Source organism: Mesorhizobium sp. P2_B11 (assembly GCF_056404855.1).
Genome location: NZ_JBFUDF010000002.1, coordinates 329260 through 353138, shown reverse-complemented (window position 1 = coordinate 353138; position 23879 = coordinate 329260). Strand labels below are relative to the sequence as shown.

The window sequence follows — 23879 nt, the reverse complement described above, 5'->3', positions numbered from 1 at the left end:
AGCAGATGACCGCCGTTTGGCGACAAAGGTTTGACGGCTTGCCGAGAATTATCCGAATTCGGCGGTCAGGTGGTAATGAACGAGGAGGAGCACCCCATGTCCGGCAAAATCAGCGCACTCGATCTCGGCATCGCGGAGCTGAGCGAGGCGACAAAAGCCTATTTCGCCAAATGCGAGGAAAAGCTCGGCCTGGTTCCCAACGTGCTTCTTGCCTATGCCTTCGACGAGAAGAAGCTGCGCGCCTTCACCGACACCTACAATGATTTGATGCTGGGTGAATCCGGCCTGTCGAAGCTGGAGCGCGAGATGATCGCGGTCGTCGTCTCCTCCATCAACCATTGCTACTACTGCCTGACCGCGCATGGCGCGGCGGTGCGCCAGCTGTCGGGTGACCCCGCCTTCGGCGAAATGATGGTGATGAATTTCCGCGCCGCTAATCTGTCCCCGAAGCAGACGGCGATGCTCGAATTCGCGGTGAAGCTGACCGAACAGCCGGCAAAGATCGTCGAGGCCGACCGGGCAGCATTGCGTGACGCCGGCTTCACCAACCGCGACATCTGGGACATCGCCTCGACCGCCGCCTTCTTCAACATGTCCAACCGCGTAGCGGCGGCGATCGACATGCGGCCGAACGACGAATACCACGCCATGGCGCGGTGAAGGCTTCCTTCTCCACGTTTACGGGGAGAAGGTGCCGGCAGGCAGATGAGGGGCGGCATCACCCTTTGTCAGTTGGGTCGAGCGCTGCGCTGCCCCTCACCCGACCCTTCGGGCCACCCTCTCCCCGTAAACGGGGCGAGGGGAAGGTTATCGCGCCGCGATGGCCGCTGCGGCGCCGGCCATCGTCGTGGCGCTGAGGCGGTTGGCGATCTTCATGGCGCGCTTGCTTTTCAAGAGCTTGCGCGCCTGCGAGGCCGCGAGCACCCAGGCGAGATCGATGGCGATGAGAACCACCGCCATCGTCGCCGTCAGCTCGACCCAGCCGACAATGCTGACCGAAGCGAGGTCGATGATGGTTGGCAGCAGCGCCAGATAGAACATCATGATTTTCGGATTGCCGAGCGTCACCGCCATGCCGGCAAAGAACAGTTTTGCCGGCGAATCCTCGCGTGGCATCTCGCCTTCCCTGGCGTCGACCGGCGCCGTCCACATCTTGAAAGCAAGGTAAGCCAGATAGGCGACGCCAACCCATTTCACGACCACGAAGGCGAAGTGAAAAGTCTGCGCAACGACGGCCAGTCCGAACACCGCCAGCGACAGCCAGATGCCCTCGCCAATCCACATGGCGAGCAGGAACGGAAACACATCGCGGAAACCCTTGGAGATGACGCGCGCGACGAGTGCTGCGATCGACGGACCAGGCGAGCCTGCGGCGACGAACAAAGCGGCGGCGAAGATGAGCAGCGAGGTGAGGTGCATGGCCGAGGGTCTCTAGCTGAGAAGGTCTGTTCAACTTTGACGTTAGCGCAGTTGCTCCCGCGACGGTAGCACCGGCGGGGCGGAACTCTCCTTTGGGCGGCGAACTGGGCTGGAACTCGACCAGCATTCCCTCCAAAATAGGAGGATGCTCCAACCCGTTTAGATCTAACTCGCGGAGCAGAGTGTCTATTGCGACCGTACAGACATAGCTATAGTCGCAACGAAGAATTTTGCTGGGCAGGGCAGATGGCGACGAAGCAACCGATTGCGTTTCTCAGCTACGTGCGATCAGACGATGACCACGATTCTGGTCGAATAACCGAGCTACGCCAACGCCTCGAGGGTGAGGTCAAGATACAGACTGGCGAAGACTTTCCGATCTTTCAGGATCGCAATGATATTAAATGGGGTCAGGTCTGGAAGGAACGAATCGAGACCACGATTCTGGACATCACCTTTCTGATCCCGATCGTCACACCGACCTACTTTAGAAGCGAGATGTGCCGAAAAGAGTTTGAGACCTTCCTTATCCGTGAAAACGCACTAGGTGAGGATCGGCTTATCTTGCCCATCTACTATGTACAAACGAAGCAGCTGGAAGCCGGCTTCCTTGTGGGGACGGACCCAATTGCCGACGTATTGAAGACACGCAACTGGGCCGATTGGCGTCAGTACCGATTTGATCCACTTAGCACCCTATCGCCGGAATGGCTTCAACCATTGGAACGGCGATGGATGAACTGCGTGAAGTTCTGAGAGTTGCAACAGCGAAACCTACGGCAGAAAGAATCCTTCCGTCGCCTCCAAGTCCACCGTCTGAAATACAAATGACCAAATACTCCCCAGTAGTGGAGGCAGCAAGAGAGCAAAAGGATGAAAATTCACAGTTGACGGACATAAGATCCATGACTTACTTCGCTTATACCACTATATTTGATGAACTAATTACCCCTACTACGATCTCTGAGCCGTCAGACACTCTTAAACTCCAATCTTTACTCCTAGTAAGATCAAGAATTCAGCTTAAAGCTCATGATTCAGCGATAAAAGCCGCAGAGCATCTGCTCGGATCAATGCCCGACCGGACCAAGATCGCAATCACAATTTTGATCGACAACTCCGGGAGCATGCGCGGGAACAAAATAAGCACTGTCGCTACCTGGATTTCGATAGTCAGCAATGTGCTCCAAAAGGTGGAAATCCCGCACGAGATTCTAGGCTTCACCACCCGAGCATGGAAGGGAGGACAATCACGCGAGCTTTGGCTCAAGGACGGCAAGCCGCGGTCACCAGGTAGATTGAATGACGTCAGATATCTTCTGTACAAAGAGTACAGGAATTCATTCCAAGAGAGTTTACCAAACTTTGCAATCATGTTACGCGAAGGGCTTTTAAAAGAAAATATTGACGGAGAAGCGCTACTTTTAGCCCGCTCTCGTATATTAGAACAGACCGCTAACAGAAGAATTGTTCTTGTCATAAGCGACGGAGCTCCAGTAGATGACTCAACACTTTCTGAGAATGACCCTAGAATACTCGATGACCATCTCATGACGACCACTAAATGGATTAGAGATCAGGGAGACATCGAATTATTTGGTGCAGGTATAGGGCATGATGTTTCGAGATACTATGACAGAGCCAGCTTTACCCTAGAAGAGGAAGGCTTTGGAACACAGTTGCTAGGCTCGGTTGTGCGAGCGATCACTCAGGACGATACATTGGCAGCAAGATTTGATCCACCAACGCCAAAACCTCCAAAGGGCAAAGGATTAGCCAAGAGGGCAATGAGGACGACAAAAGTCGATCCGCTACGGTAGTGATGCGAACGAAGTGGCTTGTCGGTTCGACATCTCATCGCTAGAAAACCTGCCGCGAAACAATTTTCGAGCTTGATTTTGCCTCAGTAACCGCCGGTCTCGCCAACTCCCCTGATCACACTGGCAGGGCGCCGCATTAGCGGTGTCTGCTTTATTTTCATGTGTTCCTCAGGCGGCGGTTCGAGACCGGTTTGGCACTGCTGAACCGCTGTCGCGTGGCCCCGCCCGTGACACCTGACTTCCTGAAATAGCTAGCTCTCGCCACGCCGTGCCCGCATGGGCATCTCGACATTGCCGGCCTGAAGAACTTCCGCATTGGAAGGTTTCTCGGCTTGTCTCAACATCTCGCTATTCGCTGGACGGTCGCGCCCGGCACCGCACCTCGGCCTCTGATCAACTGCAACCGTTGCGGCACGGTGAAAGCCTATCGCTGCAGCGACAAATTCCGCGTCAACGCCAATGGCAAGCGCATCGACGTCTGGCTGATCTATCGTTGCGTCGACTGCGACAATTCCTGGAATTTCGGCATTTTCGAACGCTGCAACCGCCGTGACATCGAACCGGCGCTGCTTGCAGCCCTTGAAAGCAACGATCCGGCCCTCGCCCGCCGCCACGCCTTCGATGTCGTGACGTTGCGAAGCCGGGTCGGACGCGTAGAGGAATTTTCCGATGTCGCCGTTCACAAGCAGATGATCTACGAGGGAAGCGCAACCGCGCTCGAACTCAGGCTCGCGCTCGAAATGCCGACATCGCTGCGGCTCGACTGGCTGCTCGCCGGTGAACTCGGCATCTCGCGGTCGAGGCTTCAGGCGCTGGAGGAGAAGCGATTGCTGGTCGTCACCCCCGACGGCGCCAAGGCTCTGCGCAAGCCGGCCCGCCACGGCACCACCGTGCGAATTGATCTCGCCGGCGAAGCTGACCGGGAAGCCATCATCTCTACGGCCAGCGGATAAACGAAAAGGGGCGAAGCATGTTGGTGCTTCGCCCCGTTCCAAATCTGCAAAATCAGATGATTACGCCGCGCCGACCACTTTCGCCGACTTCTCGAAGCGCTTGCGCTCGTTCGGGTCGAGATAGAGCTTGCGCAGGCGGATGGTCTTCGGCGTCACCTCGACCAGTTCGTCGTCCTGGATCCAGGCCAGCGCGCGCTCCAGCGTCATGCGGATCGGCGGCGTCAGCTTCACCGCCTCATCCTTGCCGGCGGCGCGGATGTTGGTCAGCTTCTTGCCCTTCAGCACGTTCACTTCGAGGTCGTTGTCACGGCTATGGATGCCGATGATCATGCCCTGATAGACCTTGACGCCCGGGTCGATGACCATCGGGCCGCGGTCTTCCAGGTTCCACATGGCGTAGGCGACGGACTCGCCCTGCTCGTTGGAGATCAGCACGCCATTGGTGCGGCCGGGCAATTCGCCCTTGTAGGCCTCGTAGGCGTGGAACAGGCGGTTCATCACGGCGGTGCCGCGCGTGTCGGTCAACAGTTCCGACTGGTAGCCGATCAGGCCGCGCGTCGGTGCGTGGAAGACGATGCGCTGGCGGTTGCCGCCGGAGGGGCGGAGTTCAACCATCTCGGCCTTGCGTTCCGACATTTTCTGCACGACGACGCCGGCATGCTCCTCGTCGACGTCGATGACGACTTCCTCGACCGGTTCCAGCAATTCGCCGTCCTCGCCCTTCTGCATGACGACGCGCGGACGCGACACGGCGATTTCGAAGCCTTCGCGGCGCATCGTCTCGATCAGCACGGCCAGCTGCAATTCGCCGCGGCCGGAGACGAAGAACGAATCCTTATCCGGCGATTCCTCGATCTTCAGCGCGACATTGCCTTCGGCTTCGCGCAGCAGGCGATCGCGGATGACGCGGCTGGTGACCTTGTCGCCTTCGGTACCGGCGAGCGGCGAATCGTTGACCAGGAAGGACATGGTGACGGTCGGCGGATCGATCGGCTGCGCATGCAGCGGCTCGGTCACTGACAGATCGCAGAACGTATCGGCGACGGTGCCTTTCGACAGGCCGGCAATGGCGACGATGTCGCCCGCCTGCGCTTCGTCGATCGGCTGGCGCTCGAGGCCGCGGAAGGCGAGGATTTTGGAAATACGTCCGGTTTCGATCTGGGTGCCGTCATGGTGCAGCACCTTGACGGCCATGTTGGACTTCAGCGTGCCGCTCTCGATGCGACCGGTGATGATGCGGCCGAGGAAGGGGTTGGCTTCCAGGATGGTGCCGATCATGCGGAACGGGCCGGGATGAACGGTCGGCTCCGGCACATGCTTGATGACGAGGTCGAACAGCGGCGCAAGCTGCTGATCCTTGGGGCCTTCGGGGTTCTCCGAAACCCAGCCATCGCGACCCGAACCGTAGAGGATCGGGAAGTCGAGCTGTTCGTCAGTGGCGTCGAGTGCGGCAAACAGGTCGAACACCTCGTTGACCACCTCGACATGCCGGGCGTCCGGACGGTCGATCTTGTTGATGACGACGATCGGCTTCAGGCCGACCTTGAGCGCCTTGCCGACGACGAACTTGGTCTGCGGCATCGGGCCCTCGGCGGCGTCGACCAGCACGATGGCCGAATCCACCATCGACAGGATGCGCTCGACCTCACCGCCGAAATCGGCGTGGCCGGGTGTGTCAACGATGTTGATGCGGGTATCCTTCCAGTCGACCGAGGTCGCCTTGGCCAGGATGGTGATGCCGCGTTCCTTTTCGAGGTCGTTGGAATCCATGGCGCGCTCGGCGACGCGCTGATTGTCACGGAAGGAGCCGGATTGCCGGAGCAACTGGTCGACGAGGGTGGTTTTTCCATGGTCGACGTGCGCGATGATCGCGATATTACGAATTTTCATGTTGTGGTCTCGGGAGCGTTGCAGGCAGCAGGCCAAAAGGCGCCGCCTCTTTCGGTTGCGCGGCTCATACAGGGTTTTTCGCAATTGCGAAAGAGGAGGCGCATCACCAAATACTCATCAAATCTTAAGCATCTCGGTGTGAGATGGTTTTGTTAACCAAGGCGGGAACCTTTAGGGGCCCGGGCAGTTCGAAATTCATGACCGACAAACTCAACCGATTTTGGCCACTCATCGCTTCGGTCGCATTCGCTGCCCTGCTGGCGGCCAATGCCGCCCAATCGGCCGCGACGCTGAAGGAAGCCAATCCCGCTTCGTCGTCCGACCAGACGGCCGAGCAGATGTTTGCCGACGCCCCTGACGGCGTCGACCCCGTGGTCACCGGCCCGGTCAGCGCCTCCTTCAAGCAGAGGCAGCAGGTAGCCGGCTGCGACAGCGCGGTTTGGCCAAAGATTCCAACGGCTTGCTATCCGGATTGACCGTCGCTCTGCCACAGGCGTAGCGATCCTTCACACCCCCCTCTGCCCTGCCGGGCATCTCCCCCGCAAGGGGGGAGATCAGATGCCGCGTTGGCTTTCGCCAATCTCCAACGAGGAAGAAACGGCGCTAGCGCCAAAACTGCCAATCTCCCCCCTTGCGGGGGAGATGTCCGGCAGGACAGAGGGGGGTGCCTCGCACCAACCTATCTGCCTACGCCGAGCGCACCGGATCGAGCGTCACCTTGTAAAGCTCGTTGTCGTCGCGATCCATCAGCCGCACCGTCAGCTGCTCGGTCGCGCCTGAAATATCCACCAGCCCGAAGAACTGCAGGCCGGCTGAGGGCGGCAGGTTTTGGCCCTGTTCGGCGGTCGGCGCCTTGATGAATTTCAATTCCGGCCCGAAGGTCATGTCGAAATCATTGGGGCCGAAGGTGCCGGCGTGGATCGGGCCGGAGACGAATTCCCAGAACGGGTTGAAGTCCTGGAACTGCGCCTTGTCGGGGTTGTAGTAGTGCGCGGCCGTGTAGTGCACGTCGGCTGTCAGCCACACCGTGTTGGTGATGCCGGCGTTCTTGATGTAGCGCAGCAGGTCGGCGATCTCGAGTTCGCGGCCCTTCGGCAGACCATTGTCGCCATTGCTGACCGCTTCCGCGCCGACCTTCTTGGCGCCGTCATCCCAGACGACGAGGCCGAGCGGCATGTCGGCGGCGATGATCTTCCAGGTCGCCTTGGAATTGGCCAGCTCGCGCTTCAGCCATTTCGTCTGCTGTTCGCCGAGCATGCGCGATTCCGGCGTCATCGTGTCCTGCATGTCCGGGCCATTCGGGCCGCGATAGGAGCGCATGTCGAGGAAGAACGCGTCGAGCAGCGGCCCGTGGGATATCTTGCGGTAGACGCGGCCGGGTTCCGACGGTTCGTAGCGGATCGTCGTCATCTCATGGAAGGCGCGCGCCGCACGCGCTGCCAGCACATGGATGGACTTTTCGGTGTAACGGCTGTCGGCGCTCAGATTCTTCGAATCCGACCAGTTGTTCAGCACCTCGTGATCGTCCCACTGGTAGAAGGTCGGGCAGATGGCGCTCAGAGCGAGGACGTTCTTGTCCATCATGTTGTACTTCCACTGGTCGCGGTACTCGTCCAGCGTCTCGGCGACCTTACGCTTGCCGTCGATGAGGACGACGTTCTTCCATTTGCCGCCGCCGGGCAGGTCGACCTCATCCTTCATGGCGCCATCGGCATAGATCGTGTCACCGGAATGCAGGAAGAAGTCAGGCGTGTGCTTGGCAATGGTGGCGTAGGTCTTCATGCCGGTCTCGTCGATGCCCCAGCCCTGGCCGGCGGTGTCGCCCGACCAGGCGAACTTGATGTCGCGCTTCGAGGCGGGTGCGGTACGGAAGCGGCCGACGATCGGCTCGGAAACGACATTGATGTCGGCGAGATCGGCCGCCGTCATGCGGTAGAAGATGTCCTGGTCGGAAGCGAGGTCGGTGAGCAGCCGCTTGACCGTAAAGTCGCTGGCCGGCGAGGTATCGAGCGGCGCCAGCCGGGTGGCGTTGGCGAAATTCTCCGTCGACGACACCTCGAACATGACGCGCGAGGGACGATCGGTGCGCGTCCACACCATGCCGCTCGAGGCATCGACATCGCCGGACTGGACGCCATGGGTGAAGGCCGGGCGCTGGCTGGCGCGCGAATAATAGGGCAAAGCGAGGCCCGATGCGCCGAGCAGACCGGCCGCACTCGCCGATGTGACGAAGGCGCGGCGGGTCAACGAGATCTTGTTCATGGCTGTCTCCTGATGGCTTGAACGTCCGCCACCAGCGTCCAGCCTCAATGTTTCATCCGCATCTCGGAAAGATGAAGTTTTGATAACAACCAACAGACAGCAACGCCCTCGAAGGCGTTTAGAGATTCAGGTCAGGCCGCGCCGAAAATGGTTGATCACGAGAACCGGAGCGGAGCGTACTTTTCGTACGTGAGCACCGGAAGCGCAGGGATCAGCCATTTGCAGGCCGGCCTCACCTGAATATCGATACGCCTCAAGCCGCCTGCGGTTCCGGATCGAAAGCCGGCTTGCTGGTATTGATCAGCAGCGACAGACACGCCGCCACAATCGCCGTCATGCCGGCGATCAGGAAGGCCAGTTCGTAATTGCCCTGCAATTCCCGCATGGTGCCGCCGAAGGCAGCGGCAGCGGCGGCGCCGACCTGGTGTCCGGCGACGATCCAGCCGAAGACGATCGGACCGCTGCGGTCGCCGAAGGCTTCGTTGGCCAGCCGCAGTGTCGGCGGCACGGTGGCGATCCAGTCGAGACCGTAGAGCACGGCGAAGATGATCAGGCTGGTCGCCGAGAAGCCGGAATAGGGCAGATAGATCAGCGCCAGGCCGCGAATGCCGTAGTAGACGCCGAGCAGCTTGCGCGGGTCGAAACGGTCGGTAAGCCAGCCCGACAAGGTCGTGCCGATCAGGTCGAATATGCCCATCAGCGACAAAAGGCCGGCCGCCTGCACCTCACCGATGCCCATATCGCCGCAGAACGAGATCAGGTGCGTGCCGACCAGCCCGTTGGTGGTGAAGCCGCAGATGAAGAAGGTGGCGAACAGATACCAGAAGACGCGAGTGCCGGCGGCGCGGCGCAGCGTGTTCAGCGTGTGCGCGAGGAAGTTGCCTTGCGATGCCGGCGATACCGGCGGCACGTCATCGGCCTCGGCGCCATAGCGCACCATGCCGATCGAAGCCGGGCGCTCCGGCACCAGCAACCAGACCAGCGGCAGAAGACAGGCGGTGGCGACAGAGACAGCGATGGCGACCGGCTGCCAGCCGCCAGACTGGGCGAGCGAGGCGAGCAGCGGCAAAAACACCAGCAGGCCGGTGGCGCTGGAGGCCGACATCAGCCCCATGACGAGACCGCGATTGGTCTTGAACCAGCGATTGACGATGGTGGCGCCAAGCACGGTGGCGACAGCGCCCGAGCCGATGCCGGAAAACACGCCCCAGGTGAGGAACAGATGCCAGGGCTCGGTCATCAGCAGGCTGAGCGCGGTCGAGCCCGACATGATCACCAGCGAGGCGAGCAGCGTGCGGCGCAGGCCGATCCGCTCCATCAGCGCGGCGGCAAACGGCCCGGTCAGGCCGTAGAGGAAAATGCCGATAGCGGCGGCAATCGAAACGGTATCGCGCCCCCAGCCGAAGCTCTTATCCAGCGGCAGCATCATCACGGAGGGGGCCGAACGCAGACCGGCTGCGATCAGCAGGCAGAGGAAGATGACGCCGACCACGACGAAAGCGTAGCGCTGGCCAAAGGGACGGGATTGAGCTATCATGTTACTGACCGGTACGTTGCAGGGTGGAGGTATGTATACGTACCGATCGGTAACACGTCAATCGAGTCATGCCATGCCTACTGACAAAAATATTGAACTGAGCATCAGCGGCGATCATGCATCTGCGCCGCCGAAGGCTGCCAAGAAGATCCTCGACGTCGCCTACGACCTGTTCTACCGGCGCGGCATCAGGGCGATCGGTGTCGACGAGATCGTCAAGCGCGCCGGCGTCACCAAACCCAGCCTGTACCGCAGCTTTCCGTCAAAGGATGAGTTGGCCGCTTCGTATCTCAGGCAGTATGACCGTGAGTATTGGGAGCGTTTCGACGAAGCCGTGGCCGCCCATCCCGGCGATCCGCGCGCGCAGCTCAAGGCCTTTTTTACCCGCATCGGCAAGCGCACGCAGACGCCGGACTATCGTGGCTGCGGCATGACCAACGCGGCGGTGGAATACCCCGAACACGGCCACCCGGCGCGTGTCGTCAGCGAGGACAACAAGCAGGAACTGCGCCGCCGCCTGCGCGCCATGGCGGCCGCAATGGGCGCGCAAGATCCCGACACGCTCGGCGACGGTATGCTGCTCCTGATCGAAGGCGCCTATATCAGCGGCCAGCTCTTCGGTCTCGGCGGCCCAGCGGCATCGGTCGCTCGCAACGCCGACCTGCTGATCGAAGCAAGCTTGAAGAAATAGCGCTAGGCGATAGGCTGCGGCGGCTCGAAACGGAGTTGTCCGCCATGCGTGTGCTTCTGGTCCCGCTTGCCCTCGCCGCCCTGTGCCACGTCGCCCGTGCCGACGGCATATCCAGCGTCTACACCGATCTCGACTCGCAAAAGGATTGCGTGACCTATGCGCAGTCCGAGGAAGGCGACGGCGACTGGGCCGAACTCGCCTGTTCCGGCTATCGCGGCTATCCCGTGCTGATCGCCTATGACGATGCCCGAGAATCGCTGTTTTACGGATTTCCGCCCGGCGGCGACATGACTTCGGTTTGGGAGAGCTTTTCCGGCTTCAACTCGTCCGGCGCCAAGGTCGAATGGCGCATCGAGACTAAGGGCGACGTCGTCGTTCCCTTCGCCGCCATCCACCGCCGCTCGATCAGCAATCCCGAGGATGAGAACAAGCCGACCGAAGTGCTGCTCGTCGCCAAGGTCGCCCAGATGGATGCCCGCGACGGCTGCACCGTCGGCCTGGTGCTCGCCACCGGCAACCCGCAAGCCAACGACCAGGCGCGCAAGCTGGCCGACGAAAAGGCCAGGACGTTTGCCTGCGGTAAGGACAGACACACCGTCATCGGCAAGGTGCCGGCCTTTGGTAGGGTGGATAATTAGGCGCGTCAGCGCGAGGCACCCCCCTCTGCCCTGCCGGGCATCTCCCCCTCAAGGGGGGGAGATTGGCAGCTTCGCTGGCGGCACTTTTTCTTTCGGCGCTGAAAATTGACGAAAGCCGTGGCGACATCCGATCTCCCCCCTTGAGGGGGAGATGGCCGGCAGGCCAGAGGGGGGTGCCTCGCGCCAGTGTTTTGAAGATACCACCGCTTCGCCCGAAGGAAGCGAGGCCCAGCGTCGCCTACTTCGACGCCTTCGCCCGCGCGATGGCGTCGACGATCATCTTCTTGGCGTATTTGGAATCGTGCCAGCCTTCGATCTTGACCCATTTGCCGGGTTCGAGATCCTTGTAGTGCTCGAAGAAGTGCTGCACCTGCTGGCGGGTGATGTCGGGCAGCTGCGTGTATTCGGTGACGTTTTCGTAGCGCAGCGTCAGCTTGGGCGACGGCACGGCGATGATCTTCTCGTCCTGGCCGGCATTGTCTTCCATGATCAGGACGCCGATCGGCCGCACATTGATGACGCAGCCCGGCACCAACGCGCGGGTATTGCAGACCAGCACGTCGATCGGGTCGCCATCGCCCGACAGCGTGTGCGGCACGAAGCCGTAATTGCCGGGATAGCGCATCGAGGTGTGCAGGAAGCGGTCGACGAACAGCGTGCCGGCCTCCTTGTCCATCTCGTACTTGATCGGCTCGCCGCCGATCGGCACTTCGATGATGACGTTGACGTCGTCAGGCGGGTTCTTTCCGCTGGCAATGGCTTCAATGCGCATGGCTCAAATCCCTCTCTCGATTTTAGAGATCGATAGCGGGCGAAGCGCAAGCGCGCAATGCGGCGATTGGTACGCAGCGCTCACGGAAGCGCACAGTTTGTGAATGGGCTGTAACCGAGGTGGTGCTGGTTATTCCCAGACGAAGGCGACCTTCTTCAGCGCCCTCTGCTCGAAAACCTCCACGCCCTCAGCGACGTCGCGGCCACCGGCGCCGGCATAAAAGGCGAGCGCGTTCTGGTTGTCTTCCAGCGCCCACACCACCATGCCTTTCAGCCCGTGGTCGGCAAGCCGTGCTCGCGCCGCCTTGAACAGCCGGCTGCCGAGCCCGATGCCCTGATATTCCGGACGCAGATAAAGCTCGTAGATCTCGCCCTGCTGCCTGAGTTCGCGAGCGCGGTTCTTGCCGATCGTGGCGTAGCCGGCAATGGTGCCGCCGATCTCGACCACCAGCACGGTGGCGGCACGGCGGATGGCGTTCGCCCACCAGTCGGCGCCGCGACGGTTGATCATCGAGGTCAGCGAGCGATGCGGGATGATGCCGGAATAGGCGCCCTCCCAGGCCTGCTGATGCACGTCGGCAATGGCGCCGGCGTCGCGCGGTTCGGCTTTCCTGATGTCGATGCTCAGCGTATTCATGATTTGTTAACCATAAACCCGCATCGGCCATTTGCAAGAGTCGAGGCCAGCCCGCCAACCGCTTTCTCACAGCCGATCACGACACCTGCTGACATCAGGCAAAGCCTGCCTGAAAACGCGCTCAGCCGAGGCGGTCAGCCGTCCGTCTGGATAGTGCTTGCGGCTCAGATCTCGACCAGATGGTCGTCAAGCTCATTGGTATCGCCCGATGTAACCGGGAAATGCTCGGCCAGCACCGCGCCGACCTGCTCGATCGCCTTGACGAAGCCGTCGGCGAGCCGGTCGTCGCCGGCATGCTGGGTAAGGTCGCGGATAACGCCGTCCCAGACATGCTGGCCGACCTTGCTGTTGATGCCCGCGTCGGCGACCACCTCGGCATAGCGCTCGGCGATCGACACGAACACCAGCACACCGGTGCGCGCCGTGGTGCGATGGACATTGCGGGCGAGGAATTGCCGGAGCGCATTGTCATGCGCAGCCTTATAGCGCTGACGGCGTGGCACCAGATGAATGCGCAAGGCAGGCAGCGCCCACAACAGAATGAGCACCGATGCCAGTGCCAGAAGCTGCGCGAGCACGAAATGCGGCAGCCGGATCGACAGCCACCAGGCTTCCAGCCCATAGGCGACGGCGAGGCTGACGATCAGCATGCCGGCCATCGCCATGAAGGCGGCGGTAAAGAAATAGCCGTCGCTGGCATGCGCGACGACGCAGTAGATCTCGCCGTCGGTTTTCGATTCGGCGGCGCGGATCGCGCCGGCGATGCGCTCATGGTCCTGCGGGCTGATCGGTCGTGTTGCCATCTTCTCTCACCAGCTCCCTGAAGATCCGCCGCCGCCGGACGAACCGCCGCCGCCTGAAAACCCGCCGCCGCTGCTCGAGCCAGACGACCAGCTGCTGCCCGAACTTCCTGATGACCAGCCACTGCCCGACGACCAGCCCGACGACGAACTTGTTGTCCAGCTGCTGCCCGATGACGACCCGCTCGGCCCCTGGCCATAGCGAAAGGTCATGCCCAGCCATTTATACACGCCCGGCGACAGCTTGGTGCCGAAGATCGGCGGCAGGAATGCCATCGCCAGGCCGCCGAAGAACATCGTCCCCCACAGGATCAGGAAGATCGCGACGATGGGATCGATGGGCGTGCCGTGGTCGGCCGGGTTGCGCTTGCCGCGCGCTTCCAGCTCTTCCGGATTGCCTTGCAGCACCATGATCATGTCGTTAACGGCTTTGGCAATGCCGCCGGAGAAATCGCCGGCGCGGAAGGCCGGCACCATATCGTTTTCGATGATCAGCTTGGTGTGCAGGTCGGTCAGCGTGCCTTCCAGCCCGTAGCCGACCTCGATGCGCATCTTGTGGTCGTTCTTGGCCACCAGCAAAAGCACGCCATTGTTCTCGCCGGCCTGGCCGAGCTTCCAGAACCGAAACAGCCGGTTGGCGTAGGGTTCGATCTCCTCACCGTCGAGACTGTTGATGGTGGCGACGACGATCTGGTCGGAGCCTTTGGCCTCGAAATCGGCGAGCCTTTGGGTGAGCGCCGCCTCGGTTCCCGCATCGATGATGTCGGCATTGTCGACGATGCGGCCAGTGAGTGCGGGCAACTCCGCGGCAAAGGCGGCGAACAGCATTGCGATCATCGCCAACAAGGCGATGCCGATCGTCGCGGCTGCACGGCCGGGTTCTGGAGGATTGAAGACGCGTCCTGTCATGCGGTCACCAGCTCGCCTCAAGTGCCATGACTGTCCTCGATCACCATGATCATGTCGTCGACGGCTTTGGAAATACCGCCGGAGAAATCGCCGGCGCGGAAGGCCGGCACCATGTCGTTTTCGATGATCCGGGTAGCGTGCTGGTTGGTCAACGCGCCCTCCAGCCCATAGCCGACCTCGATGCGCATCTTGCGGTCGCCCCTCGCCACCAGCAGAAGCACACCATTGTTCTTGCCGGCCTGGCCGAGCTTCCAGAAATTGAACAGCCGGGTGGCGTAGGGTTCGATTTCTTCGCCGTCGAGACTTGGAATGGTCGCGACGACAATCTGGTCGGAGCCTTTTGTCTCGAAATCCGCCAGCTTCTGCGTCAGCGCCGCCTCGGTCGCGGCATCGATCATGTCGGCATTGTCGACGACGCGCCCGGTGAGTGCGGGCAGGTCTGCTGCCAGCGCCGCGAAGCCGACGAACAACACGGACAAGCCCAGCAAGACAGCGCCGGTCGTCGTGACGAGACGGCCATGCCAGGAGTTGATGATGCGAGCGGCCATGTCACCAGCTCCCCGACGAGCCGCCACCGCCGGACGAACCGCCACCGCCGGAAAAGCCGCCGCCACCGCTTGAGCCCGACGACCACCCGCCACCCGAACTGCCCGAAGACCAGCCGCTGCTGGATGACCGCTTGTGTGGCTCGAATGTCATGCCCAGCCAGCGGTAGCGGCCGGGGCCGAGTTTCTTGCCGAAGATCGGCGGCAGGATGGAGGCGGCCATGCTGCCGAAGAATATGACCGCCCAGATGGTTATGAAGACGCCAAAGAACAGATTGTCCATGTCGATGGGCGGCTGCTCGTTGCGCTTTCCGCGCGCCTCCAGTTCCTCCGGATTGCCTTCCAGCACCATCACCATGTCGTCGACGGCTTTGGAAATGCCGCCGGAGAAATCGCCGGCGCGGAAGGCCGGCACCATGTCGTTTTCGATGATCAGCTTGGTGTGCAGGTCGGTCAGCGTGCCTTCCAGGCCGTAGCCGACCTCGATGCGCATCTTGCGATCGTTCGGCGCCACCAAAAGCAGCACGCCATTGTTTTCCTTTGCCTGGCCAAGTTTCCAGAACCGGAACAGCCGGTTGGCGTAGGGTTCGATCTCCTCGCCATCGAGACTGGGGATGGTGGCGACGACGATCTGATCGGACCCTTTGGCCTCGAGGGCGGCAAGTTTTTGGGTGAGTGCGGCTTTGGTGCCGGCATCGATGATGCCGGCATTGTCGACGACACGGCCGGTCAGCGCCGGGAGATCGGCAGCGAAGGCGGTGAGGGGAAGGAAGAGGATGCTGGCAAGAAGGCAAAGAAGGGTGAGGTAAGCGCGAGGCCCCCCTCTCTGTCCTGCCGGACATCTCCCCCTCAAGGGGGGAGATTGGCAGTTTCGAGCGCGTCGCTCATCCTTTTGCGTCGGTGATTGGCGAAGGCCAGCGTGACGTCCAATCTCCCCCCTTGAGGGGGAGATGTCCGGCAGGACAGAGAGGGGTGTTTGCACGCCAGCAGTCCGTCTTTTCGCGGGATTGTCTTGCGACGACAGTCGCCGTTCACCCGCCCTGCTTCGTGCCGAAATCGACCTTCGGCGGCTGCATCTTGTCTTCGTCGACGGTGAAATTGGCGAAGGGCTCGTTGCTGCGGAACCAGAAGGTTGCCCACAGCACCGACGGGAAGGTCTTCAGCGTCAGATTGTAGTCCTTCACCGCCAGGATGTAGTCGCGCCGCGCCACCGCGATGCGGTTTTCGGTGCCTTCGAGCTGCGCCTGCAGCGCCAGGAAATTCTGGTTGGCCTTGAGGTCGGGATAGGCCTCCGACACCGCAATCAGCCGCGACAGCGCGCTGGTCAGCCCTGACTGGGCATCCTGGAACTTCTTCAGCGCTTCGGGATCCTTCAGCGTTTCCGGCGTCACCGTGATCTGCGTCGCCTTGGCGCGCGCCTCGACCACCGCATCGAGCGTATCCTTTTCATGCGCCGCGTAGCCCTTGACCGTCTCGACCAGGTTGGGAATGAGGTCGGAGCGGCGCTGGTATTGGTTCAGCACCTCGCTCCAGGCCGCCTTGGCGTTTTCTTCCGCTGTCGGGATGGTGTTGTAACCGCAGCCGGCAAGCAGCGGCAGCACGATGGCCATCATCAGCACGGCCGGCAAATTGCAGAAGGGGAAGGCAAGGCGCTGGGCAATCATGGTGTGGTCCCTCGACAGAAAGTTGCATGCGAAGCATTAGCACAATCCGCGCTCAAGAAAATGTCTGCGGCTGGCGCCCACTCATGCGCTCGCCAGGCCCTGTGATTGACCGCGCGAACGCGATATGGTCGCCGCGAAACAGGACGGGATCATGGCGGAACGCCGCGACGAAGACAGCGAATCGCGCCGCATTCTCGAGCGCGTGGCGAACGAGGGCGGCCTTGGCGGCGCGTCATTGGTGTCGCAGGTCGCGAAAAGCGCGCGCGATCACGTCACCGCCGCTGAAGCCGATCGCTCCGATCCGATCGAGGTCTGGGGCACCCGCATCGGCCGCGCACTTGGTCTCATTGTCGCTCTCGGCCTGTTGATCTGGCTCGTCTACTACGTCTCCCGGGGCAGCTAGGAATTTCAATGAACAGCGAAAAAGCCGACGCGCCGCGCGCGGTCATCGTCATTTCCAGCCATGTCGCCCGCGGCTCGGTCGGCAACCGCGCCGCCGTGTTTGCTCTGGAGACGCTGGGCTTTCCGGTCTGGGCGGTGCCGACGGTGATCCTGCCCTGGCATCCCGGCCACGGCCGCGCGACGCGCATCGTGCCGCCGCTCGACCAGTTCAAGGCGCTGATGGCCGATCTCGAACGCGCGCCATGGCTGGGTGAGGTCGGCGCCGTGCTGTCGGGCTATCTCGGCGAGGCCGGCCAGGCCGAGGCCGTTGCCTCGCTGGTTGCCGCGGTCAAGGCCAAGACGCCGGACGCGGTCTATATATGCGACCCGGTGATGGGCGATTCCGCCGGGCTGTACGTGCCCGAGCCGACGGCGGCTGCCATGCGCGACCGGCTGATGCCGATCGCCGACATCGCCACTCCCAACCGCTTCGAGCTGGAATGGATGGCGGGCGCGCCTTTGCCCGACCTGAAATCGGTGATCGCGGCGGCACTTCATGCCGGACCGCGCACCATGCTGGTGACATCGGCGCCGTCGATGATGACGGGCGGCACCGGCAATCTGCTGCTCGACGCCAGCCAGGCGCTGCTGGCCGAACACCGCCTGATCGACAAGCCGCCGAACGGGCTGGGCGACCTGACGGCCGCCGTCTACCTCGCCCGCATCCTGTCGGGACAGCCGCCGATCAAGGCGCTGCAGTCGACCACGGCGGCGGTCTACGAGATCCTGGCGCGCACCGCCAAACGCGGCGGCGACGAGTTGCAGCTCGAGACCGATGCGCAAAGCCTGTCGCACCCGATGGCGATGGTGCAGTTGCGCCATCTCACACACCCAGGGCGGGACCGCCGGGCGTGACATCCCGCAATGGTGTGCTTGTCGGCGTCGACGGCTGCAAGGCCGGCTGGATAGCCGTCCGCCGCGATCTGGATGCCGCGACCTCAGTCGGCGTCTTTCCTACCTTCGCGGCCCTGCTCGACGCTTTGCCAGCCGATGCGACAGTAGCCGTCGACATGCCGGTCGGCCTGCCGGACTTTTCGCAGAAAGGCGGTCGCGGACCCGAGGCGCTGGTGCGGCCGCTGCTGGGACAGCGCCAGTCCAGTGTCTTCTCTATCCCGTCCCGCGCGGCCCTGTACGCCGACACCAGCGACTTCACCACGGTCGAGGCCTGGTATGCAGCGCATCGCCGCGCCAGTGACGTGGCCAAGGCGACCTCCGATCCGCCGCGCGGCGTCTCGATCCAGGCCTTCGGCATCTTTGCCAAGATCCGCGAAATCGACGCGCTGCTGATCGCGCGGCCCGATTTGCGCGCCCGCGTCTACGAATCGCATCCGGAAGTCGCATTCTGCCGGCTGAACGGCGAAAAACCGATGACGCTGCCGAAGAAGGTCAAGGGCGCCGTCAACCCGGCCGGCATGGAAGAGCGCAAGGCGCTGCTGTGCCGCCACGGCTACGAAAAAGCCTTTCTCGACCAGCCGCCACCGAAAGGCGCAGCACCAGACGATTTCCTCGATGCGGCCGTAATGATGCTGATTGCCGCACGCATCGCCGGCGGCGAAGCAAAGCCGTTTCCCGACCCGCCGCTTGCCGACCGTTTCGGCATTCCCATCGCCATCTGGGCGTGAAGCAAGCCCGGAGCCATGCATGCCGCATGGCGATTTGCGACGGAGCCATCCGCAATTCGGCATTGCCCGCGACAGGCTTTTGCCGTTAGAGGCTTTTTTCAGAGTTAGGTCTGTCGAGATTCAGGTCAGGCCGAGTCGAGAATGGCTGATGCCGAGAACCGGAGCGGAGCGTACTCTAGTACGTGAGCACCGGAAGCGCAGGCATCGGCCATTCGCAGGCCGGCCTCACCTGAATATCGATGGACCGTGCCGCATCCAACCCGGAAAGGGTCTAGACGCCGCCCATGTCCCATCTCCCCGAACATCTGCTGAACGGCTACCGCAACTTCATGAACGGCCGCTATCTCACCGAGAGCGGACGCTATCGCGAGCTCGCCCGCGAGGGACAGGCGCCCGAAACCATGATCGTCGCCTGCTGCGATTCCCGCTCCGCGCCTGAAGCCATCTTCGACGCCGGTCCCGGTGAGCTCTTTGTGGTGCGCAACGTCGCCAATCTGGTGCCACCCTATGCGCCCGATGGCGAGTTCCACTCGACTTCGGCGGCGCTCGAATTCGCGGTGCAGAGCCTGAAGGTGAAAAACATCGTGGTCATGGGCCATGGCCGTTGCGGCGGCATCCGCGCGGCGCTCGACACCAATTCGGCGCCGCTGTCGCCAGGCGACTTCATCGGCAAATGGATGAGCCTGATTGCGCCGGCGGCCGAGACCGTGTCGTCCAGCACCATGATGACGGCCTCCGAACGGCAGACGGCGCTGGAGCGCATTTCGATCCGCTATTCGATCGCCAACCTGAGAACCTTCCCTTGCGTCTCAATCCTCGAGGGCAAGGGGCGTCTCGCCCTGCACGGCGCCTGGTTCGACATTTCGACCGGCGAACTCTGGGTGATGAACAAGGACACCGGCGACTTCGAGCGGCCGGATTTGGGGTAGCAGATATGCGGGATCGCCATTCGATCGTTTTCGCCGTGGCGGCGCTGCTGTTTTCGCTCACCCCTGCCCGCGCCGATGACGGCGCCATCATCGACCGCTGGTATTCGGCGCTGCTGGTCGCCGACCGCACCGAATTGTCGGACCTGCTCGCCGACGATGTCCGCATAAAACTCGACGATCTCGGCGTCGTGCAGTCGAAGCAGGAATTCATCGCCTCGATCGACGAGTGGAAAGGGGCCGTCGCCGGCGCCGCGATCCGGCATCGCATCGAAGAGAGCGAGGCCGGCGTCACCACGGTGATCGCCTGCTATGATTTCTCCAACAACGACATGCTGATGCAGGAGACGTTTGCCGTCACCGGCAACCGCATCACCGCCAGTTCGCAAGCAGCGATCGCGGAAAATTGCGACGGCTTCTAAGCAATTCCAGGAAAAGTGTGTGCGGTTTTCCGTCCGGAATTGCGCAAAACATATACCAGATCTTGAAGAACCGCGCTGTTGCGCCGGGCAAGGCAGCGCCCTACATCGGTCACCAGCCCACCTTGCTCGCAATCATCGAAAAGAGTTGCTCATGCCGTCTGCAAAAACCCTCGACCTTGCCGCCCATCCGCTGACCAAATGGCAGGGACCGCTCGGCCTGCCGGATTTCGCCAACATCGGCGACGACGATTTCTCTCCGGTGTTCGACGCAGCGCTCAAGGCGCATGAGGCCGAGATCGACGCGATCGCTGGCAACAAGGAGGCGCCGACCATCGACAACACGCTGGCGGCACTGGAGCTAGCCGGCGAGCCGCTCGACCATGTCTCGTCTATCTTCTGGTGCCGGGCCGGCGCCCACACCAACGATCAGATCCAGGCGCTGGAGCGCGAGATTTCGCCAAAGATGTCGAGGCATTTCTCGGCCATCTCGATGAACGAGAAACTGTTTGCCCGCATCGACGATCTCTACCAGCGCCGTGAGAGCCTGAAACTCGACGCCGAGACGCTGCGGGTGCTGGAAAAGACCTGGAAAGGCTTTGTCCGTTCAGGCGCCAAGCTCGATGCCGATGGCAAGAAGCGGCTGGCCAGCATCAGCGAGGAACTGTCCTCGCTTGGCACCACTTTCGGCCAGAACGTGCTGGCCGACGAGCGCGACTGGGCGCTGTTCCTTGACGAAGCAGACCTCGCCGGCCTGCCCGACTTCGTGAAGAGCTCGATGGCCGAGGCCGCCGAGACGCGCGGCCAGAAAGGCCGCTACGCCGTCACGCTGTCGCGCTCGATCTATGAGCCGTTCACCACCTTCTCCGAGCGCCGCGACCTGCGCGAAACCGCATTCCGCGCCTTCACCATGCGCGGGCAGAATGGCGGCGCCAGCGACAACACTGCCGTTGTGCGCGACATGCTGAAGCTGCGCGCCGAAAAGGCCAAGCTGCTCGGCTATGGCTCTTTCGCCGCGCTGAAGCTCGACGACACCATGGCCAAGACGCCCAAGGCCGTGCACGATTTGCTCGACCCCGTCTGGGAAAAGGCGCTGGAGAAGGCGGCGGCCGACCAGAAAGAGCTGGAGCGACTGGCGACAGAAGCCGGCAGCAACGAGGCCTTCGCCGCCTGGGACTGGCGCTATTACCAGGAGAAGTTGCGCGCGGAAAAATTCGCCTTCGACGAGGCTGAGCTGAAGCCATACCTGCAGCTCGACCGCGTCATCGACGCCTGTTTCGACGTTGCGACAAAACTGTTCGGCATCACTTTCGAGGAGAAGAAGGGCATTGCCGCCTGGCATCCCGACGCGCGCACTTTCGTGGTGAGGAATGCCGACGGCAGCGAGCGCGGCCTGTTCCTCGCCGACTATTTCGCCCGGTCCTCGAAGCGCTCCGGCGCCTGGATGAGTGCGCTGAAGTCCGGCTACAAGCTTGGCGATGGCTCGAAGCCGGTGATCTACAACATCATGAACTTCGCCAAACCGCCGGCCGGCGAAGCGGCCCTGCTGTCGGTCGATGAGGCCAAGACGCTGTTCCACGAATTCGGCCATGCCCTGCACGGCATGCTGACCGATGTCACCTGGCCGTCGGTCGCGGGCACCTCGGTCAGCCGCGATTTCGTCGAACTGCCCTCGCAGCTCTACGAGCACTGGCTGACGGTGCCGGCGGTGCTCGAAAAGCACGCCCTGCACGTCAAGACCGGCAAGCCGATGCCCAAGGCACTGCTCGACAAGATGCTGGCCGCCCGCACTTTTGGGGCCGGCTTCGCCACGGTCGAATTCACGGCGTCAGCGCTGATCGACATGGCTTATCACGCGAGTTCGGATGCGCCGGCCGAGCCGCTTCAGTTCGAAGCCGATACGCTGGAAAAGCTTGATATGCCTGACACGATCGCGATGCGTCACCGCACCCCGCATTTCGGTCATGTCTTCTCCGGCGACGGTTATTCAGCCGGCTACTATTCCTACATGTGGTCGGAAGTGCTCGACGCCGACGCCTTCGCCGCCTTCGAGGAGACCGGCGACCCCTTCAACCCGGCGCTGGCCGAAAGGTTGCGCAAGAACATCTATGCTGCCGGTGGGTCGAAGGACCCGGAGGAGCTCTACACGGCCTTCCGCGGCAAGATGCCTTCGCCGGAAGCGATGATGGTGAAGCGGGGGTTGGTGTGATTGGCTAATCCCCCCTCGTGTGGGGGTTGAGGAGAGGTCCGCGCAGCGGACGGAAAGCCAACTGCTTGGCTTTCCGAGCGACGAAAGCCGGCAGGCCAGAGGGGGGCGCTGTCCCGCCGACGTGTCAGTGACGGCAAGTGCGCCGTCAGAATTGCTTCGTACCATTCTATGAAGAGGAGGCGTCGCGTTCCTTCGCGCCCCCCTCTGCCCTGCCGGGCATCTCCCCCACTTGGGGGGAGATTGGCTGTTTCCACGGATCCTCCACCCTAGGCCATACCGGCCGCGTCAGCTTCTTGTAATCCGTCACCGCCGGATTGCTCGGATAGGAACTCGGCGCCGACAGATAAATGATCTCCGCTGCGATCGGTTCGAAGCCGGCGTAGAAATGGTTGGTCGACTTGATCAGCAAAATGTCCTTCGACATCGGATCGACGCCGATGTTGGAAAAAATGTCCGGCTCGAAGGTCTGCGTGCGGTTGGTGTTGAGGATGATGTCGACCTCGGTGCCTTCGATGCGCACCAGCGCCGTCGGCCCGAGCGTCACCCGGCTTGGCCCGAAACTCTGCCAGCCCTCCGAAACCGCCTTCAGCACCCGCACCTTCGCGTCGATTGGTTCGCCGGCCAGCGGACCGGCCTTGCCGCCGAAGCGCAGATCGATGACGGCGCCTTCACCCGCTGCCTGGCAGAAGGTGACGGCGATCGGGTCCCAGATCGTCGCCACGCCAATTTTGTCGAGGCCGCGCTCCAGCATGGCGCGCAGCACGACGGTGCCGTCGCCGGCGACGCCGCCGCCGGGGTTGTCCCAGATGTCGGCAATGACAACCGGCTTGGCTTGATTTTCCCGGCGAACGGCCAAAGCCCGCGCAATGCCGTCCGCGGTGTTCAGCATCGTCATCGCCGTCTTCTCGCGCATGGCGTAGAGCTCGCGCCCGAGCCTCTCCGCCAGCGCATCGCCCTTGGCCTTGTCATTGTCGGTGACGACCAGAATGCGCGTGCCCATTTCGGGCACGTCCGCCGCCATGAAGCCATGGATGACCGAGACCGACAGCACGCCATCCTTGCCGTGGAGCGCCTTGATGCGGTCGACGAAGGAGCGCATCGGCTCGCGGCTGGTCGGCAGCACCTGGATCATGCGGCAGTCGAAGGTCGAGATCACAGGCTTGATCTTTCCACGCGCGGCAGCCAGGCCAAGCTCGACCACATGCTCGCCGCGCTCATAGAAATCGGTGTGCGGGAATTCGAGAAAGTAGGCCATGATGTTGGATGCCGCCACGCGCTTCGGCGTCAGATGGCTGTGCGGATCGAGTTCCACCGCGACCACCACATCCGGCCCCACCATGGCGCGAACCCGTTCAAGCAGGTCGCCTTCGCAATCGTCATAACCTTGCGCCACCATGGCGCCGTGCAGGCCGAGGATGACGGCATCGACCGGCAGCGCCGCCTTCAGCTGGCCGAGAACCTCGTCGCGCAGCGCCTCAAAAGTCTGGCGCTGTACCAGGCCACCCGGTTCCGCCCAGGTGGCGGTGCCTTCAATGACGGTCAGCCCTTCGTCCGCCGCGCGCCGGCGCAGCGCGACCATAGGCGAGGAGCATAATGTCGGCGTGTCCGGATGCCTGCCCGGGCCTGCATAGAAGGCCATCTCGAACGACGCCCGGTCAGTTGGCACTGGCGAGAAGGTGTTGGTTTCCGTCGCCAGCGAGGCGGTGAAGATGCGCATGAAAACTCC

At 62.2% G+C, this 23879-nt stretch carries 24 protein-coding genes and 1 pseudogene; 13 read left to right on the top strand and 12 right to left on the bottom strand.

Features of this window, described 5'->3' with window-relative positions:
- Positions 1–96: 96 nt before the first annotated feature.
- Positions 97–660, top strand: coding sequence for a peroxidase-related enzyme (locus tag AC1DYJ_RS06105; RefSeq protein ID WP_477288863.1), 564 nt, complete (start codon positions 97–99; stop codon positions 658–660).
- A gap of 147 nt (positions 661–807) precedes the next feature.
- Here AC1DYJ_RS06105 and AC1DYJ_RS06100 read toward each other — a convergent pair whose 3' ends face one another.
- Positions 808–1419 (bottom strand): LysE family translocator, encoded by a 612-nt coding sequence (locus AC1DYJ_RS06100; RefSeq protein ID WP_477288861.1) that lies wholly within the window; start codon positions 1417–1419, stop codon positions 808–810.
- Positions 1420–1665: 246 nt separating this feature from the next.
- On the opposite strand from AC1DYJ_RS06100, the gene AC1DYJ_RS06095 reads away from it, so the two are divergent.
- The 3 genes from AC1DYJ_RS06095 (at position 1666) to AC1DYJ_RS06085 (ending at position 4192) form a co-directional block, all read left to right on the top strand.
- Positions 1666–2175 (top strand): toll/interleukin-1 receptor domain-containing protein, encoded by a 510-nt coding sequence (locus AC1DYJ_RS06095; protein WP_477288859.1) that lies wholly within the window; start codon positions 1666–1668, stop codon positions 2173–2175.
- Positions 2151–3239 (top strand): cobaltochelatase CobT-related protein, encoded by a 1089-nt coding sequence (locus tag AC1DYJ_RS06090; protein WP_477288857.1) that lies wholly within the window; start codon positions 2151–2153, stop codon positions 3237–3239. The genes AC1DYJ_RS06095 and AC1DYJ_RS06090 overlap by 25 nt, the downstream gene beginning before the upstream one ends.
- 332 nt (positions 3240–3571) lie before the next feature.
- Positions 3572–4192 carry a DUF1062 domain-containing protein gene (locus AC1DYJ_RS06085; RefSeq protein ID WP_477288856.1) on the top strand — a complete coding sequence of 207 codons (621 nt, stop codon included), beginning with the start codon at positions 3572–3574 and terminating at the stop codon, positions 4190–4192.
- Between the two features lie 60 nt (positions 4193–4252).
- Here the strand turns inward: AC1DYJ_RS06085 and typA are convergent, their stop codons facing one another.
- Positions 4253–6082 (bottom strand): translational GTPase TypA, encoded by a 1830-nt coding sequence (gene typA, locus AC1DYJ_RS06080; RefSeq protein ID WP_477288854.1) that lies wholly within the window; start codon positions 6080–6082, stop codon positions 4253–4255.
- A gap of 197 nt (positions 6083–6279) precedes the next feature.
- Between typA and AC1DYJ_RS06075 the strand changes: the two genes are divergently transcribed.
- Positions 6280–6558, top strand: a complete 279-nt coding sequence (locus AC1DYJ_RS06075) for a hypothetical protein (RefSeq protein ID WP_477288852.1) — start codon at positions 6280–6282, stop codon at positions 6556–6558.
- Between the two features lie 211 nt (positions 6559–6769).
- Here the strand turns inward: AC1DYJ_RS06075 and AC1DYJ_RS06070 are convergent, their stop codons facing one another.
- A complete protein-coding gene (locus AC1DYJ_RS06070) occupies positions 6770–8344 on the bottom strand; it encodes an alkaline phosphatase D family protein (protein ID WP_477288850.1) in 1575 nt (524 codons plus the stop codon).
- 253 nt (positions 8345–8597) lie between these two features.
- Positions 8598–9881, bottom strand: a complete 1284-nt coding sequence (locus tag AC1DYJ_RS06065; RefSeq protein WP_477288848.1) for an MFS transporter — start codon at positions 9879–9881, stop codon at positions 8598–8600.
- A 73-nt stretch (positions 9882–9954) separates the two neighbouring features.
- Between AC1DYJ_RS06065 and AC1DYJ_RS06060 the strand changes: the two genes are divergently transcribed.
- Together AC1DYJ_RS06060 and AC1DYJ_RS06055 are read left to right on the top strand one after the other, a co-directional pair.
- Complete coding sequence (locus AC1DYJ_RS06060) at positions 9955–10572, top strand: TetR/AcrR family transcriptional regulator (protein WP_477288873.1); 618 nt, start codon at positions 9955–9957, stop codon at positions 10570–10572.
- Positions 10573–10616: 44 nt separating this feature from the next.
- Positions 10617–11210, top strand: coding sequence for a hypothetical protein (locus tag AC1DYJ_RS06055; RefSeq protein WP_477288846.1), 594 nt, complete (start codon positions 10617–10619; stop codon positions 11208–11210).
- A gap of 238 nt (positions 11211–11448) precedes the next feature.
- Here AC1DYJ_RS06055 and ppa read toward each other — a convergent pair whose 3' ends face one another.
- The 7 genes and pseudogenes from ppa to AC1DYJ_RS06020 form a co-directional block, all read right to left on the bottom strand.
- Positions 11449–11982, bottom strand: coding sequence for an inorganic diphosphatase (ppa, locus tag AC1DYJ_RS06050; RefSeq protein ID WP_477288845.1), 534 nt, complete (start codon positions 11980–11982; stop codon positions 11449–11451).
- Between the two features lie 129 nt (positions 11983–12111).
- Entirely contained in the window at positions 12112–12618 is a 507-nt protein-coding gene (locus AC1DYJ_RS06045; RefSeq protein ID WP_181062087.1) for a GNAT family N-acetyltransferase, read from the bottom strand.
- 164 nt (positions 12619–12782) lie between these two features.
- Positions 12783–13421: a TPM domain-containing protein gene (locus AC1DYJ_RS06040; RefSeq protein WP_477288842.1), complete on the bottom strand. Its 639-nt coding sequence runs from the start codon at positions 13419–13421 to the stop codon at positions 12783–12785.
- A 6-nt stretch (positions 13422–13427) separates the two neighbouring features.
- Entirely contained in the window at positions 13428–14327 is a 900-nt protein-coding gene (locus AC1DYJ_RS06035) for a TPM domain-containing protein (protein WP_477288840.1), read from the bottom strand.
- A gap of 35 nt (positions 14328–14362) precedes the next feature.
- Positions 14363–14875 (bottom strand): annotated as a pseudogene (locus AC1DYJ_RS06030) (TPM domain-containing protein); the annotation flags it as partial.
- 1 nt (position 14876) lies between these two features.
- The gene (locus AC1DYJ_RS06025) at positions 14877–15725 is read right to left on the bottom strand and encodes a TPM domain-containing protein (RefSeq protein ID WP_477288838.1); all 849 of its coding nucleotides are present in this window, start codon (positions 15723–15725) and stop codon (positions 14877–14879) included.
- Between the two features lie 178 nt (positions 15726–15903).
- Positions 15904–16536: a LemA family protein gene (locus AC1DYJ_RS06020; protein WP_477288836.1), complete on the bottom strand. Its 633-nt coding sequence runs from the start codon at positions 16534–16536 to the stop codon at positions 15904–15906.
- 151 nt (positions 16537–16687) lie between these two features.
- On the opposite strand from AC1DYJ_RS06020, the gene AC1DYJ_RS06015 reads away from it, so the two are divergent.
- The 6 genes from AC1DYJ_RS06015 to AC1DYJ_RS05990 all read left to right on the top strand — a co-directional run bounded on the left by AC1DYJ_RS06015 (position 16688) and on the right by AC1DYJ_RS05990 (position 22153).
- On the top strand, positions 16688–16939 hold the full coding sequence (locus AC1DYJ_RS06015; RefSeq protein ID WP_477288834.1) for a hypothetical protein: 252 nt from the start codon (positions 16688–16690) through the stop codon (positions 16937–16939).
- 8 nt (positions 16940–16947) lie between these two features.
- Positions 16948–17832 (top strand): pyridoxal kinase PdxY, encoded by an 885-nt coding sequence (gene pdxY, locus AC1DYJ_RS06010; protein ID WP_477288832.1) that lies wholly within the window; start codon positions 16948–16950, stop codon positions 17830–17832.
- A complete protein-coding gene (locus AC1DYJ_RS06005) occupies positions 17829–18599 on the top strand; it encodes a DUF429 domain-containing protein (RefSeq protein WP_477288830.1) in 771 nt (256 codons plus the stop codon). The genes pdxY and AC1DYJ_RS06005 overlap by 4 nt, the downstream gene beginning before the upstream one ends.
- A 284-nt stretch (positions 18600–18883) precedes the next feature.
- Positions 18884–19528 (top strand): carbonic anhydrase, encoded by a 645-nt coding sequence (locus tag AC1DYJ_RS06000; protein ID WP_477288828.1) that lies wholly within the window; start codon positions 18884–18886, stop codon positions 19526–19528.
- 5 nt (positions 19529–19533) lie between these two features.
- Positions 19534–19947 carry a nuclear transport factor 2 family protein gene (locus tag AC1DYJ_RS05995; RefSeq protein WP_477288826.1) on the top strand — a complete coding sequence of 138 codons (414 nt, stop codon included), beginning with the start codon at positions 19534–19536 and terminating at the stop codon, positions 19945–19947.
- Positions 19948–20098: 151 nt separating this feature from the next.
- Complete coding sequence (locus tag AC1DYJ_RS05990) at positions 20099–22153, top strand: M3 family metallopeptidase (RefSeq protein WP_477288824.1); 2055 nt, start codon at positions 20099–20101, stop codon at positions 22151–22153.
- 166 nt (positions 22154–22319) lie between these two features.
- Here the strand turns inward: AC1DYJ_RS05990 and AC1DYJ_RS05985 are convergent, their stop codons facing one another.
- Positions 22320–23870 (bottom strand): M81 family metallopeptidase, encoded by a 1551-nt coding sequence (locus AC1DYJ_RS05985; protein ID WP_477288822.1) that lies wholly within the window; start codon positions 23868–23870, stop codon positions 22320–22322.
- Between the last annotated feature and the right edge of the window lie 9 nt (positions 23871–23879).

What these genes read in the sequence shown, in the direction of transcription:
- AC1DYJ_RS05990 (WP_477288824.1), top strand. Translation starts at nt 20,099, where the DNA reads ATGCCGTCTGCAAAAACCCTCGACCTTGCCGCCCATCCGCTGACCAAA.
- AC1DYJ_RS06020 (WP_477288836.1), bottom strand. Translation starts at nt 16,536, where the DNA reads ATGATTGCCCAGCGCCTTGCCTTCCCCTTCTGCAATTTGCCGGCCGTG.
- AC1DYJ_RS06060 (WP_477288873.1), top strand. Translation starts at nt 9,955, where the DNA reads ATGCCTACTGACAAAAATATTGAACTGAGCATCAGCGGCGATCATGCA.
- AC1DYJ_RS06105 (WP_477288863.1), top strand. Translation starts at nt 97, where the DNA reads ATGTCCGGCAAAATCAGCGCACTCGATCTCGGCATCGCGGAGCTGAGC.
- AC1DYJ_RS06035 (WP_477288840.1), bottom strand. Translation starts at nt 14,327, where the DNA reads ATGACAGGACGCGTCTTCAATCCTCCAGAACCCGGCCGTGCAGCCGCG.
- AC1DYJ_RS06100 (WP_477288861.1), bottom strand. Translation starts at nt 1,419, where the DNA reads ATGCACCTCACCTCGCTGCTCATCTTCGCCGCCGCTTTGTTCGTCGCC.
- AC1DYJ_RS06045 (WP_181062087.1), bottom strand. Translation starts at nt 12,618, where the DNA reads ATGAATACGCTGAGCATCGACATCAGGAAAGCCGAACCGCGCGACGCC.
- AC1DYJ_RS05995 (WP_477288826.1), top strand. Translation starts at nt 19,534, where the DNA reads ATGCGGGATCGCCATTCGATCGTTTTCGCCGTGGCGGCGCTGCTGTTT.
- pdxY (WP_477288832.1), top strand. Translation starts at nt 16,948, where the DNA reads ATGAACAGCGAAAAAGCCGACGCGCCGCGCGCGGTCATCGTCATTTCC.
- AC1DYJ_RS06090 (WP_477288857.1), top strand. Translation starts at nt 2,151, where the DNA reads ATGGATGAACTGCGTGAAGTTCTGAGAGTTGCAACAGCGAAACCTACG.
- ppa (WP_477288845.1), bottom strand. Translation starts at nt 11,982, where the DNA reads ATGCGCATTGAAGCCATTGCCAGCGGAAAGAACCCGCCTGACGACGTC.
- AC1DYJ_RS06095 (WP_477288859.1), top strand. Translation starts at nt 1,666, where the DNA reads ATGGCGACGAAGCAACCGATTGCGTTTCTCAGCTACGTGCGATCAGAC.
- typA (WP_477288854.1), bottom strand. Translation starts at nt 6,082, where the DNA reads ATGAAAATTCGTAATATCGCGATCATCGCGCACGTCGACCATGGAAAA.
- AC1DYJ_RS06055 (WP_477288846.1), top strand. Translation starts at nt 10,617, where the DNA reads ATGCGTGTGCTTCTGGTCCCGCTTGCCCTCGCCGCCCTGTGCCACGTC.
- AC1DYJ_RS06075 (WP_477288852.1), top strand. Translation starts at nt 6,280, where the DNA reads ATGACCGACAAACTCAACCGATTTTGGCCACTCATCGCTTCGGTCGCA.
- AC1DYJ_RS06015 (WP_477288834.1), top strand. Translation starts at nt 16,688, where the DNA reads ATGGCGGAACGCCGCGACGAAGACAGCGAATCGCGCCGCATTCTCGAG.
- AC1DYJ_RS06065 (WP_477288848.1), bottom strand. Translation starts at nt 9,881, where the DNA reads ATGATAGCTCAATCCCGTCCCTTTGGCCAGCGCTACGCTTTCGTCGTG.
- AC1DYJ_RS06040 (WP_477288842.1), bottom strand. Translation starts at nt 13,421, where the DNA reads ATGGCAACACGACCGATCAGCCCGCAGGACCATGAGCGCATCGCCGGC.
- AC1DYJ_RS06070 (WP_477288850.1), bottom strand. Translation starts at nt 8,344, where the DNA reads ATGAACAAGATCTCGTTGACCCGCCGCGCCTTCGTCACATCGGCGAGT.
- AC1DYJ_RS05985 (WP_477288822.1), bottom strand. Translation starts at nt 23,870, where the DNA reads ATGCGCATCTTCACCGCCTCGCTGGCGACGGAAACCAACACCTTCTCG.
- AC1DYJ_RS06000 (WP_477288828.1), top strand. Translation starts at nt 18,884, where the DNA reads ATGTCCCATCTCCCCGAACATCTGCTGAACGGCTACCGCAACTTCATG.